The organism is Nocardia cyriacigeorgica (assembly GCF_005863245.1).
Taxonomy (GTDB): domain Bacteria; phylum Actinomycetota; class Actinomycetes; order Mycobacteriales; family Mycobacteriaceae; genus Nocardia; species Nocardia cyriacigeorgica_C.
On sequence record NZ_VBUT01000011.1, the window covers coordinates 238,445 to 254,729 of the forward strand.

Sequence of the window (16,285 nt, forward strand, 5' to 3'; positions counted from 1 at the left end):
ACGAACCCCCTGGTGGAGTGAGTGATGTGTCCGCATCCCCGACCGATGCGTTCCTCATCCTGCTCCGCCAGGGGGCCGTGGGCAACCCTCTGGTCAGCGTTTGAACCCGGCGAACCTGGCCTGCATGGCGCGGAAGCTGGCCATCTCGTCTCGTGGGGTGAACCCTGCCGGGTCGACCTTCGCTTCGGGGTCCGGCTTATAGAGATCCGCGCGCATGTCCGTGAGCTGCTTGCTGTCCATGCCTTCCTCCATCATGGCCTCGACGATGTCGAGAAGTGCGTGCAGCTCGAGCTGTCGCAGCGGCTGTGTGATCCCGGCGAGAGCGAGCCGGGCACGGATTCGTCGCCAGTTCCTCAGCGTGACGGCCGCGAGGATGACGACGGCCCGGTAGGGCGGCCGGTGCCCAGCGCCACCACTTCCTTGAGGAGCTCGTCGTAGAACTTCTCGTCGATCGATCCGTCGTACGTCCATTCTTTGATGTCGGCGATCGACTTCGCGGAGACGTGGCGGTTCATGAAGTCCTGGAAGTCGCCGCGCCCGGCGCCGGCCTCGCCGAACCCAAACACTCCGAGATAGCGGATCGCGGCGGCGGGGGGCCGCTTCACCTGGACCTGCTTGTCCTGGATGGTGATCACGTCGTGCGGCCATACCGGTTCGGCGTCGTCCTGGGTTTGGACGGTGTTGCCGGTGCTGTCGATGACGTCGACGTCCAGGCGGGCGAGCTCGGCCTTGCGGCGTGCGATCTCCTCCTCCATGCGTTCGATGGATTCCAAGGAGGTGGCGGCTTCGGCGGACTTGGCGTCGGCGTTGAAATCGTCGTTGCCCGCGGGCGGCTCGAACATGGTTTCCCCTTTTGTTTGCTGGTGGGAGGTGTATCCGGCACGGTAGAGGCGCCGGGTGCACGCCTCGGTCTACGGAATGACCGGGTAGGCGAAGATGTCGATCTGGGTATCGCCAGAGGAGATGAAGTTCTCCTGCTCCGGCTGGAACGCAGGCGACGGCGGCGGGGACCATGCATCGCGGACGACGTAGACCGCGGCGCGCAGTTTGATCGTCTGCCCGGGCGTCAGGACAACGTCGGGCCCGATCGGCGTACCCCGGCTTCCCTGCCGGTTCTCCCACACCCCATAGATCGCATTGGTCTGGTAGAGGCCGAGGTCGATGCCGCCGGCGTGGCGGGTAGTGAGCATGGTGGTGGCCGGATCTGCTGGCGAGCTTCCGGAGGACCAGCCGCGGCGGGTCTCCACGCCGAACACCTTGTTGGCGGTGACGACGATCTGAGTGGCGGAGCGGGTGCAGATCCCGTACGCGTGCTGCGAGATCGGGGTGTCGTTGGTCCAGGCCACGATCAGATCGTGGATGAGGATCTCGGCGGTGTCGGTGAGCGGGTCGGTGAGACTGCCGGCCGCGGTGCCGGTGGCGACATGTCGCCATTGCAGCCATGGGTGCGGGGACACGACACCGTCGGTGGCGTCGAAGTAGGTGGGGTCGATGCAGGGTTGAGTCACGGCACAACCTCCAATAGCGGCCCGGCCCACAGGAACAGGCGCGCCCACCTGGCGTGGGCCTGGTGCAGCGGCGATGATCCGCCGCGCCAAGAGCCCGGCGTGGTGAGGGTGCATTGGTAGCGGACCTGCACGGTTTCACCGTCGGCGACCGCGCCGATCGCGTATCGGCTGGACCAGCCGTCCCAGTCCACGAACAGGCGACCATAGATGGTCTCGTTGAGGATGTTCGGTGTGGTCTTGATGCGGGCGCCGATGCCGTCGCCGGACGAGATCGGGACCGCGGCGCGCGGCGACGTGCCGACGTCCCAGGAGACGCCGTCTTCGAGGACGATGGTGTTCGGGTTGGAGGTGACGATCGAGCGGGGTGCGCGCTCGACGACCAGGTGGCAGTTCTGCCACGCGCCGGTGGTGTTGGTCCAGGTGAGATCGACATCGATCACTGGCACCGGATCCGGCGCCCTCGACACCTCGCCGTCCTTGACCGACTCGGCGAATCGTTCGCTGACGATGCGCGGCAGCCATGCGGCCGACAGGCCGGTGCCGCGGGGGTTGGAGACCATCCACTCGGATGTACAGATCTGCAGGCTCATTGGATCGCCTCATCTTGCTGCGGCACAGCGAACAGCTGCAGCCGGGTCCACCGTGCGCGGGCTTCGTGGAGAGGCTGGTTACCGCTCGCGTTGTCTGACCACGGGGGCGGTGTCCAGACGTAGCAGCGGTAATGGACGGTCAGGGTGGATCCTGCGGGTACCGGGTCGGGTAGCCAGATGTCGCTGGAGTGGCTGTCGAGGGTGAGGAACTCGCGGCCGTAATGCGGTTCGGCGACGTTGTTGGTGCCCATGTCCAGCGACGTGCCCGCCTGCGAGTTCAGCACCCGTGAGGGGTCCGGCACGCGTGGTGTCGCGTCGATCGCTGTCTCCCACGCGTCGCGGAACTGAATCGCATTCGGGTTCGAGGTGGTGATGCTGCGGTGGGCGCGGGTGATGCGCATCAGCATCCGCGACGGCAGCGGCGAGTCCGAGATCCATGAGGCGGTCAGGTTGATCATCAGTTTGCCGGGCAGCCGAGTGGTGCGCGCCAGCGTGCCGTCGCCGACACTGGCGCCAGTGACGTCGGCAACCAGCCGGAACACGCTCCATGGCTCGATTCCCAGCATGCCGTTGGAGATGCTGAGGTTCCGGTCGACGCATACCTGGGCCATACGCCGGACGGTACGCACGGCCCGTGCACGTCAGCTCATTCCGTGGCTGGGGTCGATTCGGTGGAGAACGTGTCGGTGGCGCGGATCAGCCACACGTGCAGACCTGGGGTGGCGCCGTCCAATTCGCCGATCACCGTGGTCGTGCCGGAGGACACCACCAGATCGATCGCGGCGCCGGCGGGCAGGTCCAGGGTGCAGGTGACCGGGAACAGGTGGTTTTCGGGTGCGTGGGAGGAGATCGCGCGGATCGCGCCGTTGATGCGTAGCGCGATTGCGAGGCCGCCGGTGGTGGCGTTCTTCTTCACTACCGTGCCTATAAGGCCGTACACACCGGATCTGGGGACGACGACCTGGGACTGGTTGCCGCCGGGGCTGCCGTCGCTGCGGCCGGCGATGCCCCAGTCGCCGATCGCGTGCTCGGTCGCGTCGAACTCGACCGGTGTCACGGCGCCGGCGGGCATGGTCTGGTCGGCGACACGTTGCACGTGGATGGTGGGGATCTCGCCTTCGTCGGTGATGGTGTCGGGATCCTGTCCGGCGGGCGGGATCCCGGCGAGGGTCACGCATCCGCCGGATACGTGGCAGGCCATGAGGTTGCCGTTGTCGGAGGTGGTGATGGTCCACTCCCCCGCTCGGAGTGCGTCGGGGTGTTCGGTGTTCTCGACGCGCTGCTGGATGTCGCGGGCCCATTCCTGGTCGTTCCGCGGTGGCGTTTTCTTCTCGGTAGTCCCGGTCAACGCTGGCCTTTCTATGGGAGCAGTTCGATCGGTGGGGTGACGGCGTCGAAGGTGACCTGCACGTCGCGGGCTGTGCCGGACCAGGACACCTCGACGGTCTTCAGCCGCATGAGCCCGGCGAGTTCGCCGGCGTGGACAGCGAACACGCGGCCGGGCACCAGGTCGGCGGTGGTGACCGGGGCGTCTGGGTGCAGGGATGCGCCGGCGGGGACTTCGAGGACGTCGCGGATGGCGCCGACTTCGCGCAGGTATTGGCGGGCCGCGGCGGTGATGTTCTCGACCCCGTACAGGTTGTCCAGCGACACCAGCGCTTGCAGGTGCAGGCCGGCCATCTCGGTGCGCTCGGTTTGCGCCCAGTTAGAGCCCTGCACTCGAACGTCATTGGCAGCCCGCTTTCCGGAGCGCACGCGGCGCAGACCGACCAGGAAGTCGCAGGCGTCGAGGTGCGCGATCGGGTCATCGGGTTGGTTGCCGAGGATCGGGCGCCCGGCAACGACGGTCCAGGTGAGGCCGATTCGGACGAGTTCGTCCATGACCTGGTTGAGCATGCGGGTGTCGGCGGTCGTCTTGAAGTTGAATCGCTCCGGAGCGACCGTGGGCAGGAGTTCGGGTTCAGCGTCGATCTGGTGCAGGCGCAGCATGTCTCGCCACAGGTCGCGTGCGATCGGCGCCGGGTCGAGCCCGGACCAGCGTTGTGTGGTGGGTGTGCGGGTGTACCACTGGAAGACCGCGACGTCTTTGGCGTCGATGCGGGTGGCGCCGGTCGCCAGCTCGGTGCCGACTTCCTGGATCGGGCCGGACCACACCACCTCGTCGTCTTCCCACACATCCACCCAGTGCACCCACGGGATGAGTTCGCCAGCGTCGACGGAGTAGGTGTCGATCGAGCAGGGGGTGACCTCGTTGCGGTCGCGCCGCCAAGAGGCGCTGGTGCTTGCGTTGCATGCGAGTTCACCGACTGGCCGGCCGTCCCAGGTGCGCACCCCGATCGCCAGCCGTGGCGGCGTGTTCGGCTGGGCAGGCCCGACGCGCGGCGTGGCGAGCATGTCGCTCGTGGTGGTCCACTGCCAGGTCGGTGTCGCGGCCTCGATGTCGTGGTCGGCACGCAGGTGAGTATCTGCCGACACTGACCAGTCGACGTCGACTTCACCGGCGTTCGCGGCCCGGTTCACCTGGGTTTCTGCGGTCCGATTCCAGGTGGTGGTTCGGGGCTGAGCCTCGATGTCGTGGTGTTGGGTGGTCTGATCGAAAACGAGGTAGGTGACCGCGGCACCGGGCTGCACCACCTGGGCGAAGGTGGTGTTGGTGAAGGCCTGCAGCTCGAGCGTGTCCCCGGGGCCGACCGTGACGCCGTTGACGGTGCCGACGGTCGCGGTGTTCACCGTGGCAAGCACGGTGCTGCCGTTCAGAACCGCGCGGAACTGCTGGGTCTGAAACGCCGAATTGAACTGCCCGCGAAAGCTGACGTTCCCCACCGCGCCGGCGTCCATCACGAGCTCGTTATCCACGATGCTCGTGCCGGGGTATCCGGTGCGGACCGTCCACCCGATCACCTTGACCCAGGTGTTCACGGCAATGCTTTGGGTACCGGATTTGTCCATACCCATCGACGTCACGGTGTACCGCCTATCTGCCGCGCCGGAGCATGCTCACGCCGCCAGCGGCGCGTGGGCAACCACGAGCGTGATGAGCGTCAGGGTGTCGCCATTCGCCACAGGGCGCGGGGTGGTGAGCACGCCGGAGAACAGGAAGTTGCCGCCGCTGGCCGCGTCCCATACCGAGATGTGGGAGATGGTTTCCGTCGCGGTCATCGTCCACGGACCGGACATGCTGAGCAGCGCAATCTGACCGCCGGACGCCGCCGCCATCGTGGCCTGCATGCGGGCGGTTACCGCTGACGGCGCACCGGCCCCGGCCGCGCCGGGATCACCGGTGTGCAGCTTGACGTACAACCCAGGAACCGGCGGCGGGCTGACGCCCCGCAGCCAGTTGAGGGTGGGGTGTGAGACGTTGGCGACGCTGATACCGACGGCCATTGCTACTTCCCTTCCTGCACGGCCTCATAGGCCCGGATGTCCTCGACCGTGACGACGGCCGGGTCCTTGCCCGCCCACTCGGCCACCTGCAACCGGAATGCGCCGTAGGTGACGGTCGCTTCCGCGACAACGTCCAGGCCGTGCTCGACGTTCATGCGTTCCTCCCGGTGGTCTCGATCGCGACGGTGTAGTCGAGGCCGGGCGCGGACTGGGCGACCAGTTCCCAGCAGCCCGGCTCCAGTAGCGTGCCGCGCCAGGGTGCACCGGACGGGGTGCCGATGATCCCGCGCTGACGTCCGCGTGCCCCGGCGATCACTGCGTAGCCGCGGCCGTCGACCGAGTCCGCGATCACGGCCTCGCCGGCGGGCAGGCCGGTGATCTGGAGGCGGCCGGTGATGTCGCAGTCGCTGACGGATCCGCAGGGCCGCCACCAGAACTGGACGGTCACGTCAGCGGCGCCGGCGGTGACGGTGGTGGAGACGGCGGTGAGGTCGCAGCTGCTGCCGGTGAGGTCGAGTTGCCATGTGCGGGTCTCGATCTCGCAGACCGGTAGGCAGCCGCCGCACACCGGGATCGGGGCGGGGCGGGTGTCGATGATCGCGGGCGGGCATGTGGTCGACAGCAGCTCGGGCAGCTCGCAGGTGCCGGATGCGCAGTCGGGTGCGTGGGCCCATTCGATCTGTTCGACGACCTGGCTGTCCCACGCGACCGGCCGGACTGTGGGCGCGGTCCACGCGTAGGGGTCGAGCGCGGTGAGTTCCCAGTCGACACGGAACAGGGACGCCTGCTGATGGTCGGCGACGGGGCGGCCCATCACTTCGGTGATGGTTGCGGGCGCGGACAGGATCACCTGGCGGCGGGCGCGCTCGAGGTCGTCGGCCGTGCCGGATTCTGGGTGCGCGTCGAGGTAGCGCAGCACGGTTGGGGTGCGGGCTGTGCGGAGTTGGCAGTTGAGCCATCGCAGTCCGTAGCGGGCGCCGCGGTTGGTGCACGCCCAGATCAGCGCCGAGATCGTCAGCGTGCTGTAGGTGTCTCGGTGGCGGCCGGCGACGCCGCCGGAGCAGAGGGAGTCGGTGACATCAACGGAGATGGGTATGGCGTCGCCGCCGTCGATGGACATCACCCACACGCCATAGAACTCGCGGCTCGCGTCGGTGCCGTTGTACCAGGGGGCGGTGGTGATGTCCTCGTACGGTGGGTCGCCGAGGTAGTCGCGGAGGCCGGGCCAGCTGTCGTCGTAGCGGACCTGCAGGTTCCGGCACGGCACGCAGGCCGCCCCGGTGAGGGCGGCGTCGCTGGTGGGTGTGCCGCGCGCGCCGGCGAGTGTGACGACGCGGGAGCTGTTGGCGATCTCCCGGTCGCCGAGTTGCAACCATCCTCGGAACATCGCTCTCCTACTTGGGCATCAGGGTCGTCAGGTAGTTGTGGACGCGCTCGCCCGCCCGTTCGTCGCCGCGCACGGTGATCGGTGCGTGGACTTGGGTTGTCTTGCTGTGGTTGTTCTCGATGAAGTCCGCGATCCTGCCGAGCCGGTCGTAGCTACTGGTCTCGCGAGGGGAAAGCACCCGTTCCGGCAGGTTGGTGTCCTTGACCATCAGGCCCTTGCCGTAGGCGACACCACCGGAGTCGAAGGCATCGAGCGCGGCGCCGGCGCCGACGGCGAGCATCGAGGTGAAGATCGCCGCGGTGCCGGCCAGGGCCGCGCCGACGACCGCGCCGACTGCGGCGCCGATGGCGGTGCCGATACCGGGGATGATCGAGCCGATCGCGGCACCGATCGCGGTGGCGGCGAGCTGGATCATCGCGCCGAGGATGGCGGTGATGATCGGCAGCAGCACCGACGAAATCAGATACCGCAAGACGGATTTGATGAGCTCGCGGTTGATGCGGTTCTGCTCGGCGATCACCAGATCCCGCGAGCTCTCGTTGCGCTGCATCAGCGTCGCGGTGTCGGACACCAGCCGCCCGGACTCGTCGAAGGAGGACACGAGGTCGCCGCGGAACTCTTGGATCTCCTTGAGGGTGTTCTCCAGGTTGTCGCGGATCTCGATCTCGACCGCGGTCAGGCGCACGATCATGTCGACGAGCGGGCCGCCGGAGATATCGCGACCGAGCACGCCGCGGCTGTTGTCCACCCGCGACGGGCGTTGCGCCAGCGCGGCGTTGGCGATGTCCTGGGCAACCCGCTCGAAAGCCTGCCGCGCGGTGTTCGCCACGGCCACGACGGCGTCGCTGATCGCCGACGCCGCATCGAACGCCGATCCCGGCGCGCCGAACGGCGGCGGGGTCGCCGCGCCAGCGCCCGAGCTCGCGTCCAGGTCGAGGTCTTTCACCGCGGCCGTGGTGCGGTCGGTGCCGTCGGTGACATCGGCGAACCCGGCGCCGAGGAGATCCTTGACCACGCCGAGGGCCTGGTCCATCGCGGTCTCCACGATCGGGATCAGCACACCACCGGACAGTCGGCCGGCGACTTCGGCGACCTGCGCGCGGAGCTGCTCGAACTGTTCCTGCAGCACCAGCTGCTGGCTGGATTCAGTACGGGCGAGGATGTCGCGGGTGTCGGTGAGGATGCGGCCCTGCTCGTCCATGGCTGCCTGGTCGTCGGCCATGAGCGCTTGTTCGGCGACGCGGCGCTCGGCGGCTTCCCGGTCGGTGATCGAATCGACCAGGGCGCGCAACGAATCAGCGACCGCGGTGGCCACGCCCTGACCAATCGCATCAACGACATTGCCCGCGGCACCGGTAGCGGCGGGCGCGATCTCCGAACCCGGCGACACGGGCGTGGTCGGCGCGACCAGCGTGGAGGGCGAGGCGGGTACCAGCACCGAGGCTTCGGGCGTCGGCTGTGCGGCGCTGCCGAGGATGCCGCGGGCGGCTTCCCAGTTGGTGACCGCGACCGGCACGGTGATCATGCCGCCGATCAGGCCGCCGACGTCGCCGCCGGTCTGGAACCGCGGCACCGCGGCGTTCATGGCGCGCAGCAGCGGGCCGAAGCGTGCGGTGGCGCGGCGGTTCATCACGAACTCGCGCGGCTCCAGCAGCGCGGGCACGATGTCGCCGGTACCGACACCGGGGATGAGGCCGCCGACCTGGTAACCGCCGGCGCGGTCGTAGGCGGAGGCGAGGTCGCCGTAGCGGGCCAGCGCGTATCGCATCGACGCGGAGATGTTCGCGGCCGGGTCGATCGACACCCCGTACAGGTAGGGGCCTTTGTCGAAGGCGGGGTCTTTGTGGGATGCGTAGGTGGGGCCGATGACCTGCATCAACCCCACTGAGGGTGTGCCGTTTTGGGCGTTGATGTCGTCGAGGTTGACTGCGTCGACGCGGCCGGACGACTCCTGCTGCATGCGGCGCAGCGTGTTGTTGGTCAGGGTGAGCGGCAGCTGGTAGTGCTTGAGCAGGTCACGCACCAGCGGCCGGAACAGCTCGACGTCGCCGCCGACGGGTACCGTTTCGCGTTTGCTGTCTTCCTCGCCGCCCTTGCCGGTGATGAATTCGCGCATCTTCGTGCGGAAGCTCTCGAAGATGGTGCGCGGCAGTTGCCCGAACAGGCCACCGAATTCGGGTATGGCGTTGGCGATCCCGGACACGATGCCGTCGAAGACGTCAGCGACCTTGTCCTTGACGCCGCCGAGGAGGTTTTCACCGGCGCGGCGGATCGCCCCGAGGAACCCGCCGCTGTCCTTCTTGTCGCCCGGGTCGCCGGGCGGGTGGTCCATCGCCCAGTGCACGTGGTTGCGGTGCTGGTCGTTGGTGGGCTGCCCGAAGTTGAATGGGGCACCGTTGTCGATGTTCTCCCAGCCGTTGAGGGGCCAGTGGATCAGCTCGAGCGTTTCGGGTCCGTAGGTTTCATAGATCCACTTCGCGACTTCCTGCATGGTGCGCGAAGGCACCTGCGGTGTGGCGAAGTCGCCGGCCATGTTGGCGCCGTGGTAGTCCTGGGTGTCGCGGTAGCCGCTGGTCCACACCATGTCGGGCCAGCGTTCGCTGATCAGTTCCCACATGCGGGTGGGGATTACGCCGCCGGTGGAGAATCCCAGGAATTTGCGGACGCCGGCGACGCCGCCGCTTCGTGCGGCGGCGTTCATCGCGTCCCAGCGGCCGGTGCCCATGGCGCGAACGACTTCGGGGCGGGCGATGCCTTCCCCACCCGACAGCGCCAATCCCATTCGGCCGTCGGTGGAGATGAACTTGTGGACGTCCTTGCCGGGTGTGTAGCCGGGCAGGACACCGCCGCGGTTGAACGGCAGGGTGATCGGTTCCATCGGATCGACACCGGGCAGGAACTTCGCGGCAGCGTTCCACGCTTTGAGGAGGCCGTTGTTCCAGACGGTTTCGACGACGAATTTGACCGGCACCTTCGCCGCGTCCATCAGCCCGTTCCAGGCGGTGGAGATGCCGCGGACTCCGGTTTCGAACCAGCCCTTGAGCATGTCGATCCCGTTGCCGATCGCGGGGAGCAGGGTGTCGGTGAACCAGGCCTTTACGCCGTCCACCTTGACCATGAAGTCGTCCCAGAAGCCCTTGATCTCGATAAACGCCTGCTGGAAGACCGCTTTCCAGAAGACGATGGCGTCGCCGACGATCGTCAGGACCGTGGACAGGGTCGAACCCATGGTTTCCCAGTGGGAGATCACGATCGGCAGGACCTGCGTAACCAGCCAGGTCAGGGCTTCGATCAGTTTGATCGTGACCGGGGTCATCTCCACCCAGATCCGCACCAGCGGCGGCAGGATCTCAGCGGCCAGCTTCGCGAACTCCGGTAGCAGTGGCGCGACCGCGAGCAGCATGTTGGTGAAGGCGAGCACGATTTGCGGTAGGACTGGGGCGATTTGGGTGATCGCGTCGGCCAGGGCGACGCCGATGATCATCGCGGTCTGGGCCAGGATCGGAGCGAGTTGCTCGATCACCGGCTTCATCTGCTCGGCGAACTGAGCGATGACCGGGGCCAGGGCGATCGCGATCTGGGAAAGCGCTGGCGCCAGGGCCTGCAGGATCACCGACAGGGAGTCGGCCAGCAGCGGCACCAGCGGAGCGACCGCGGTCACCATGTCAGCGAAGCTCTGCGCCAGCGGCCCAAGGGCGGGTGCAAGGGCGTTCACTGCGTCGGCGATGGCGGTACCGACCACGACCGCTACCTGCGACAACGGCCCGATCATCGGCTGGATCGCCGCAGCCACAGCGCCGAGCAGGTTGGCGATCACCGGCAACACCGGTTGCAGCCCGGTCGCCAGAGCGGAGATCAGCGACGACAGCGACGGCATCAGCGCAGTCAGGGAATCAGCGAAGATCCGGCCCAAATCCCCGAGGGCCGGCGCCATCGCGACAAGGGCGTCGCCGAGGGCCACGAACAGGGGCTGCAGGGCGGGTAGGACCCGGGCGCCGAGTTCGGCAAAGGTTGTGAAGAGGTCGCCGAGCAGAGGCCCGAGGCCTTCGAGAGCGGAAGCGAGGCCTTCAAGGACGCGGCCCAGCAGCCCGCTGCTGGCCATCTCGGAGAATGCGTCACCGAGGGCTGTGCCAATGGACCCGAACGCGCGACCGATCGATTCGGCGAATGGTTGTGCGGCGACAGCCATTTCCGACAGCGACGACAGGAACCCTTCGCTGCCTTCCCGCATGCCGCGCAGCAAGCCTTCGGTGGAGGTGAACACGGCGTCGAGCCCCCGCACGCCTTCGGCGGAGGACAGGAAGTCGGCGAAGCCGCGAGCGCCGAGGTTCAGCTCGGTGGCGACTGCGCTCATACCTGCCTGCAGGGTGGGGAGCACGGCGTCGGCGAGGTCGCGCAGTGTTTGGTCGAGGCCTTCGAAGAAGTTGTCCTGGACGGCTTTGCGGACCTCGGTCCACTCGTCGGCTAGGTCGCGGGAGGCGAGGACGAAATCTCGGGCGTTCGGGGCCAACTTGGCTAGTGCCTGGTCGAGTTTCTCCGCCGACGGCAGCGCTGCGGTCTGCGCTTCGGCGAGCGCGGTCTGGGCTTGTGCGAGTTGGCGCTGTGCGTCGGCGAGGTTCTCGTTGGCGGTGGCTTGCCGGTCCTTGGCGGCGACGACTTGGTCGCTGCCCTCGATCCCCTTGGCTTCGGCGTCGGCGAGCTTCTCAGCGTTGTCGGCGTTGCGGTCCTGCACGGTTTCCAGGCGCAGCTGGGCACGGAGGACTCGGTCGACGGCTTCTTCGCGGGCCTCGCCGTCGAATGGATTGACCTTCGCGAGATCCTGCTGGGCCTTGCGGAGGTCGCGGAGGGCCTGGCGCTCGTCGAGTACGCCTTCGCGGGCGGACCGGTGGTAGTCCTCGAGCTGCTCGGTGGCGTCTTTGCGGGCGCGGGTGAGGTCTTCCTCGGCGTCGGTGACGTCCTTCTTGGCTTGCCGCAGGGAGCGCTCCGCCGCGGCGACTTGGTTGGTGGCTGATGCGACTGCCTTGGCTTGGGCCTCGGCTTCTTGCGGTGCGTTCTCTGCAGCGTCGGATGCGGCGTCGAAGGCGTCCTTGACGCCCTGCATGGCGACAACGACGGTGCCGATGCCGGCGGCGAACGCCGGGCCCAGCGCGGCGCCCGCGATCACGAGACCGCCGACTGCGCCCGCGGCGGCGCCAGCTGCGCCGCCAACGGCTGCCATGGCCGCGGCGATCCTGGTGACCTCGCCACTGAGGCCGCCAAGGCCTGCGAGCGACGATCCCAGCTCGCGGGCCGACGTGCCGGCGCGGTCGAGGCCGCCGCGGTCGACGTCGATCTCGACGCGTTGGGTGATCGTGCGGGCCTGCGCCTCGAGCTGCTGACGCAGCTGCGCCATCTGTGCGAGCGCTGCAGCGCTGCCGATGTCGACGGGGATGGTGACCCGCCAGTCGTTGGCCTGCTGGATCGCGAGTAGCTGGGCGTTGACTTGCTGCGCGAACCCGGTGAAGTCGGGCTCAGCGGTGATCTGGATTGCGCCGGTCGTCGGGCGGTCGAGGTTGATCTGCTGGGTGATCGGCGGCTGTGTGAGCGACTCGAGCTCCTGGCGCAGCAGCGTCATCTGGGCGAGCGCGCCGGCGCCGTCGACATCGACCGGGATCGTGATCGGGGTCGAGCCAGCGTTGAGTTGCTGCTGGAACGCCTGAAACTGTGACATCGCCGCGGCGATGTCGAGATCCACGCTCCAGGTGAACTGTTGGTTGCCGCCGCCGGGGGCCTGCTGTTGGTTCGGCCGGTTGACTTCGACGTCTACTTGCTGCCGGATCGGGGTGGCGATGGACTCGAGCAGCTGGTGCGTGGCACGCATCTGGGTCGCTGCGCCGGCGCTGTCGATGTCGATGCCGAGCTGGATGCGGTGGGTGTTGGCGTAGCGCTGCGCCTCGTCGATGCCGCGCCGGACTTCGGCCTGGAAGTCGTTGAGGTCGACGGCGACATTGAGCGCGTCGCGGGCGAGGTCGCGTTGCACGTCGCGCATCGCGCCGGCGACCGCCCGTTGCAGGGATCGCTCGAAGTCGGACGCGTCGGCCTCGACCTCGATGCGCACTGATCCGGACGGGCTCGTCATGTGGCCGGACCGTACGAGCAGGGGGTGCACGAAACGGCCACCACCAGGTTCGCCCTGGTGGTGGCCTATCGAGATCGTTACGGGCGGTCGCGTTCGACCTGCGGCTCGTCCGAGCAGGCCCCCTCAGGGCCCGGTTCCAGGATGTACATGTTCACCTCCTCTCTGTCGTTCACGTACAGCGGATCGACATCGATGACCGGGCGACCCAAACCGGCTGGCTCGGCGTCGGCTTCGAGCGCGCGTTGTTCGGCGATTGCGTCGAGCATCTCCGCGTGGGTCATGGGGTCCCCGGTGAAGCCGTCGGCGTACAGCGGCGCCCACATGCCCGTGGTGTGCCATTCGACCCAGGCGGTGATGTCGCTGTCCGGGCTGGTCATCGACAGGCGGCCAGGTATAGGCGGGCGGTGCGCAGCCGGAGGCAGTTGTCGATGGTGCAGCCGATGCGGGTGTGGATGCCGACGATCCCCCGCGCGTGCGCTTCGGATGCCACGCGCGGCTCCTCATGGCAGTGCTCGTATCGAGGATCGTTGCGCGTGATCAGCATCATCGCGCACCCCTTGGGACGACGAGGCCGGCGGCGACGAGCGTGTCCCATGCGGCGCGCTTCCGGCCGCATTCGGCGCGGCTGCATCCCTTGTGGCTCTGCATGATCGACCGGGCTTGCTCGACAGTAGGTGGCTCTTCGGGAGCTTCGTGTGGCCAGCCTGGAACCCAGACCCCGGTGTCCCACATCGCTGACGGGCGGAGCTTCGGCCGTGAAGGCTTCGGTTTTGATTCCGGGGCCAGTTCGCCGAATGGGTACAGGATCACGGCCACGACCCCCGTCGCGGCAGCCAGCACGATCAGGGCAAGGATGTCCAGCATGGGGACCTCGCTCGGTATGAGTGGTTTGGAATAGCCCCGGCGCCAGGGCTCACGCCACTCGCGGCCCGCCCTCCGAGCCGCGAGCGCGCCACGGTGGGCGACCACCTGACGCCGGGGTAGCTCGAACGCTATGAACCAGACCCGCACTGCGGCTAGAGAATTGCAGGAGATTGCGCGGCAATCTCCTGCAATACCAGTGCTGAACTAGGAGAATTGCAGAGCACGCATCTACCTTCTGTAAAGGACGCCCTCATGACCGTATTACGCCTGCTCGGCTCAGGATCGAAGGACGGCGGCTGCCCAGCGTTGTACGCCACTGACACCGACACCCTGATCGTTCAGGGACTCAGCACCCAGGACGGGCACGCCGTGCTCATCCCGCACTCCCAGCTGCTCGAATGGGCCGAGCCTGGAAGCACGTTCACCGTGGAAACCACCGATACCCCCGAGCTGGTGCTCGTCGCGGGTACGCCGGTGACCGACGAGGTACGCGCGCGCCTGATCCTCGACCCCGACGAGACCGCCGTGGAGGTGCCGCGATGCGGGCGATAACCGGCGAACTCGCCGGCGAAGGCATCTACGGCCAGTTCTTCCGGAACGCGCAGCTGTACGCCGTGCACGTCGAGGTCCAAGACACCTACCGGATGCCCGACGAATACGAACCGCTGGAGCGGTGGCGGGCGACCGGTGAGATCGTCGAGACCGACGGCGGACGCGAGTGGTGCAAGCTCGTCGCCGAAACCGTGGCGCGTGGTGTCGAGGTGAAGCGGATCCGGGTCGTGACCGTGCCGCACACCGAGTACACGCGTTGGCTGCTCGACGCCTGCGCGCCGAACATCGCTGCGGGCGAGCAGATCCGGTATCTGCCGCGCCATCAGGTCGAAGGCTTCCTCCCCAGTGATGATTTCTGGCTGTTCGACGGTGATGTCGCCGCCTTCAACACGATCGACGAGAACGGCAACGGTGTCGGCCTGGCCGTGACCGAGGATTCCAAGCTGGTCGAGTGCTGCATGGTGGCGTACTGGCAGCTGTGGAAGCAGGGCATCGACCGCGACGACTACCTGCGATCGGAATTCGCCAGCCAGTGAGTAGCAGTGTCGGGCAGGCGCGCGCGGCCCTGGGAGCACGTCTACGTGAACTCCGCAGGGACGCCCGCCTGTCCGGCAAACACATGGCCGAAGCATGCGGATGGCATCCGTCGAAGGTCTCGCGGATCGAGCTGGGCAAGCAGCAACCCAGCGAAGACGACCTGCTCGCCTGGTGCCGCGCAACCGATTCCATGCTGGTCTACGACGACCTCGTCGCCACACTGCGCAACCTCCAGAGCATGTATCTGGAGTGGCGCCGCGTCGTCGCTTCCGGCCGCGCGCACCGGCAACGCCAGTCCCTGGAGATCGAGGGCCGCGCCCAGCATGTGCGCTGGTATGAGTGCTGGGTGATTCCAGGCCTTTTGCAGACCGCGGACTACGCGCGGGCGGTCCTCACCGAATGCCGCACCCTCGTGCCCGGCGGCCGGGACGATATCGACGAGGCTGTCGCCGTCCGGATGAAACGACAGCAGGTGCTGCGGTCCGGGCGCCGGCGGTTCGCGTTCATCGTCGCCGAGGCCGCGCTGCACCAGACCATGGGTTCCTCGGCGATCATGGCCGAGCAGCTGCGAGCACTGCTCGGCCACGCAAACAACCCGCGCATCGACCTCGCCGTGGTGCCGCTGGGCGCGCCAGCGGTGATCGGGTCGCACGGATTCATCATGTTCGACCGCGAAAGCGTCATGGTCGAGACAATCAGCGCCGAGCTGACGATCACCCGGCCATCCGAGATCGCCGTCTACGACCACGCCTTCGGAGCGATGCACGCGCTCGCGGTACACGGGAGCGCTGCGGCCGAGGTGATTGCTGCGGTGGCTGGCCTGCACGAATCGGCGTCCAGCTGACCCCGGTGAAACCCTCTCATAACGCATCTGATGGGCTGATGGGGCCGACCCACCACCCACACACAGCGCGCACGCTCATCGCCGTGCCTCCTGTTCGGGCTCCCACAGCACGACCGCCGGCGCCCGCAATACGGACCACGGGAACGGCCGGTCGTCGCCGAACACCACTCCGTGCACCTGGTCGAATCGGGCTGCGATCGTGCCGTCTTTCGCCCGAACGACGATGCCGTGCGATGCGGCAACCAGCTCGTCGTCGGTCTCGATCACACGGACGGGTGGACGCCAGCCCTCGGCGAGCAGCGCGTCGGCCGTCTCGCGCGGCGACATGCCCTCGTAGGTGCACTCGGACAGCTTGTCCGCCAGGGTGTCGCGGTCACTCACCATCGGTGGCCACCTCCACGTGTCGGCTGATCCGGTTCACGTATCTGGATCGGCCGTCAGGGCATCGACCGTCGTACCGGAACACCAACCGGCGCAGCCACCGCACATCCCAAGCCCATG

17 protein-coding genes are annotated in these 16,285 nt (G+C 67.7%); 3 read left to right on the top strand and 14 right to left on the bottom strand.

What is annotated here, in order from left to right:
• Window positions 1-93: 93 nt before the first annotated feature.
• From FEK34_RS31420 to FEK34_RS25475, 13 genes are all read right to left on the bottom strand, one after another.
• The gene (locus tag FEK34_RS31420; protein WP_432760985.1) at window positions 94-471 is read right to left on the bottom strand and encodes a DUF7240 domain-containing protein; all 378 of its coding nucleotides are present in this window, start codon (window positions 469-471) and stop codon (window positions 94-96) included.
• Window positions 354-842: a hypothetical protein gene (locus FEK34_RS25425; RefSeq protein WP_138451748.1), complete on the bottom strand. Its 489-nt coding sequence runs from the start codon at window positions 840-842 to the stop codon at window positions 354-356. Before FEK34_RS25425 ends, FEK34_RS31420 begins: the two co-directional genes overlap by 118 nt.
• A 69-nt stretch (window positions 843-911) precedes the next feature.
• Window positions 912-1,508 carry a DUF7172 family protein gene (locus FEK34_RS25430; protein WP_138451750.1) on the bottom strand — a complete coding sequence of 199 codons (597 nt, stop codon included), beginning with the start codon at window positions 1,506-1,508 and terminating at the stop codon, window positions 912-914.
• Window positions 1,505-2,068, bottom strand: coding sequence for a DUF7172 family protein (locus tag FEK34_RS25435; protein WP_212748825.1), 564 nt, complete (start codon window positions 2,066-2,068; stop codon window positions 1,505-1,507). Before FEK34_RS25435 ends, FEK34_RS25430 begins: the two co-directional genes overlap by 4 nt.
• Window positions 2,069-2,094: 26 nt before the next feature.
• Complete coding sequence (locus FEK34_RS25440) at window positions 2,095-2,709, bottom strand: DUF7172 family protein (RefSeq protein WP_138451754.1); 615 nt, start codon at window positions 2,707-2,709, stop codon at window positions 2,095-2,097.
• A 35-nt stretch (window positions 2,710-2,744) separates the two neighbouring features.
• Window positions 2,745-3,446 (bottom strand): hypothetical protein, encoded by a 702-nt coding sequence (locus FEK34_RS25445; RefSeq protein WP_138451756.1) that lies wholly within the window; start codon window positions 3,444-3,446, stop codon window positions 2,745-2,747.
• An 11-nt stretch (window positions 3,447-3,457) separates the two neighbouring features.
• On the bottom strand, window positions 3,458-5,053 hold the full coding sequence (locus tag FEK34_RS25450) for a hypothetical protein (protein ID WP_138451758.1): 1,596 nt from the start codon (window positions 5,051-5,053) through the stop codon (window positions 3,458-3,460).
• Window positions 5,054-5,095: 42 nt separating this feature from the next.
• Window positions 5,096-5,482 carry a phage tail fiber protein gene (locus FEK34_RS25455; RefSeq protein WP_138451760.1) on the bottom strand — a complete coding sequence of 129 codons (387 nt, stop codon included), beginning with the start codon at window positions 5,480-5,482 and terminating at the stop codon, window positions 5,096-5,098.
• Window positions 5,483-5,484: 2 nt separating this feature from the next.
• On the bottom strand, window positions 5,485-5,637 hold the full coding sequence (locus tag FEK34_RS30205; protein ID WP_171048388.1) for a hypothetical protein: 153 nt from the start codon (window positions 5,635-5,637) through the stop codon (window positions 5,485-5,487).
• Window positions 5,634-6,869 carry a sugar transferase gene (locus FEK34_RS25460; protein WP_138451762.1) on the bottom strand — a complete coding sequence of 412 codons (1,236 nt, stop codon included), beginning with the start codon at window positions 6,867-6,869 and terminating at the stop codon, window positions 5,634-5,636. The genes FEK34_RS30205 and FEK34_RS25460 overlap by 4 nt, the downstream gene beginning before the upstream one ends.
• 7 nt (window positions 6,870-6,876) lie before the next feature.
• Complete coding sequence (locus FEK34_RS25465) at window positions 6,877-12,987, bottom strand: hypothetical protein (RefSeq protein WP_138451764.1); 6,111 nt, start codon at window positions 12,985-12,987, stop codon at window positions 6,877-6,879.
• 77 nt (window positions 12,988-13,064) lie between these two features.
• On the bottom strand, window positions 13,065-13,364 hold the full coding sequence (locus tag FEK34_RS25470; protein ID WP_138451766.1) for a hypothetical protein: 300 nt from the start codon (window positions 13,362-13,364) through the stop codon (window positions 13,065-13,067).
• Between the two features lie 166 nt (window positions 13,365-13,530).
• Window positions 13,531-13,851: a hypothetical protein gene (locus tag FEK34_RS25475; protein WP_138451768.1), complete on the bottom strand. Its 321-nt coding sequence runs from the start codon at window positions 13,849-13,851 to the stop codon at window positions 13,531-13,533.
• A gap of 252 nt (window positions 13,852-14,103) precedes the next feature.
• Here FEK34_RS25475 and FEK34_RS25480 point away from each other — a divergent pair, with 252 nt between their 5' ends.
• The 3 genes from FEK34_RS25480 to FEK34_RS25490 are packed head-to-tail and all read left to right on the top strand — an operon-like array spanning window position 14,104 to window position 15,784.
• Window positions 14,104-14,403: a hypothetical protein gene (locus tag FEK34_RS25480; protein WP_138451770.1), complete on the top strand. Its 300-nt coding sequence runs from the start codon at window positions 14,104-14,106 to the stop codon at window positions 14,401-14,403.
• The gene (locus FEK34_RS25485; RefSeq protein WP_138451772.1) at window positions 14,391-14,939 is read left to right on the top strand and encodes a DUF6879 family protein; all 549 of its coding nucleotides are present in this window, start codon (window positions 14,391-14,393) and stop codon (window positions 14,937-14,939) included. Before FEK34_RS25480 ends, FEK34_RS25485 begins: the two co-directional genes overlap by 13 nt.
• On the top strand, window positions 14,936-15,784 hold the full coding sequence (locus tag FEK34_RS25490) for a helix-turn-helix domain-containing protein (RefSeq protein ID WP_171048389.1): 849 nt from the start codon (window positions 14,936-14,938) through the stop codon (window positions 15,782-15,784). Before FEK34_RS25485 ends, FEK34_RS25490 begins: the two co-directional genes overlap by 4 nt.
• A 75-nt stretch (window positions 15,785-15,859) precedes the next feature.
• On the opposite strand, the gene FEK34_RS25495 is transcribed toward FEK34_RS25490, so the two are convergent.
• Complete coding sequence (locus FEK34_RS25495; protein WP_138451776.1) at window positions 15,860-16,168, bottom strand: hypothetical protein; 309 nt, start codon at window positions 16,166-16,168, stop codon at window positions 15,860-15,862.
• Window positions 16,169-16,285: the final 117 nt, after the last annotated feature.

Excerpts from the sequence above, each read along its gene's own strand:
- FEK34_RS25485 (WP_138451772.1), top strand. The coding sequence starts at position 14,391 with ATGCGGGCGATAACCGGCGAACTCGCCGGCGAAGGCATCTACGGCCAG.
- FEK34_RS31420 (WP_432760985.1), bottom strand. The coding sequence starts at position 471 with ATGGACGTACGACGGATCGATCGACGAGAAGTTCTACGACGAGCTCCT.
- FEK34_RS25455 (WP_138451760.1), bottom strand. The coding sequence starts at position 5,482 with ATGGCCGTCGGTATCAGCGTCGCCAACGTCTCACACCCCACCCTCAAC.
- FEK34_RS25480 (WP_138451770.1), top strand. The coding sequence starts at position 14,104 with ATGACCGTATTACGCCTGCTCGGCTCAGGATCGAAGGACGGCGGCTGC.
- FEK34_RS30205 (WP_171048388.1), bottom strand. The coding sequence starts at position 5,637 with ATGAACGTCGAGCACGGCCTGGACGTTGTCGCGGAAGCGACCGTCACC.
- FEK34_RS25460 (WP_138451762.1), bottom strand. The coding sequence starts at position 6,869 with ATGTTCCGAGGATGGTTGCAACTCGGCGACCGGGAGATCGCCAACAGC.
- FEK34_RS25435 (WP_212748825.1), bottom strand. The coding sequence starts at position 2,068 with ATGGTCTCCAACCCCCGCGGCACCGGCCTGTCGGCCGCATGGCTGCCG.
- FEK34_RS25470 (WP_138451766.1), bottom strand. The coding sequence starts at position 13,364 with ATGACCAGCCCGGACAGCGACATCACCGCCTGGGTCGAATGGCACACC.
- FEK34_RS25495 (WP_138451776.1), bottom strand. The coding sequence starts at position 16,168 with ATGGTGAGTGACCGCGACACCCTGGCGGACAAGCTGTCCGAGTGCACC.
- FEK34_RS25425 (WP_138451748.1), bottom strand. The coding sequence starts at position 842 with ATGTTCGAGCCGCCCGCGGGCAACGACGATTTCAACGCCGACGCCAAG.
- FEK34_RS25475 (WP_138451768.1), bottom strand. The coding sequence starts at position 13,851 with ATGCTGGACATCCTTGCCCTGATCGTGCTGGCTGCCGCGACGGGGGTC.
- FEK34_RS25440 (WP_138451754.1), bottom strand. The coding sequence starts at position 2,709 with ATGGCCCAGGTATGCGTCGACCGGAACCTCAGCATCTCCAACGGCATG.
- FEK34_RS25465 (WP_138451764.1), bottom strand. The coding sequence starts at position 12,987 with ATGACGAGCCCGTCCGGATCAGTGCGCATCGAGGTCGAGGCCGACGCG.
- FEK34_RS25450 (WP_138451758.1), bottom strand. The coding sequence starts at position 5,053 with ATGGGTATGGACAAATCCGGTACCCAAAGCATTGCCGTGAACACCTGG.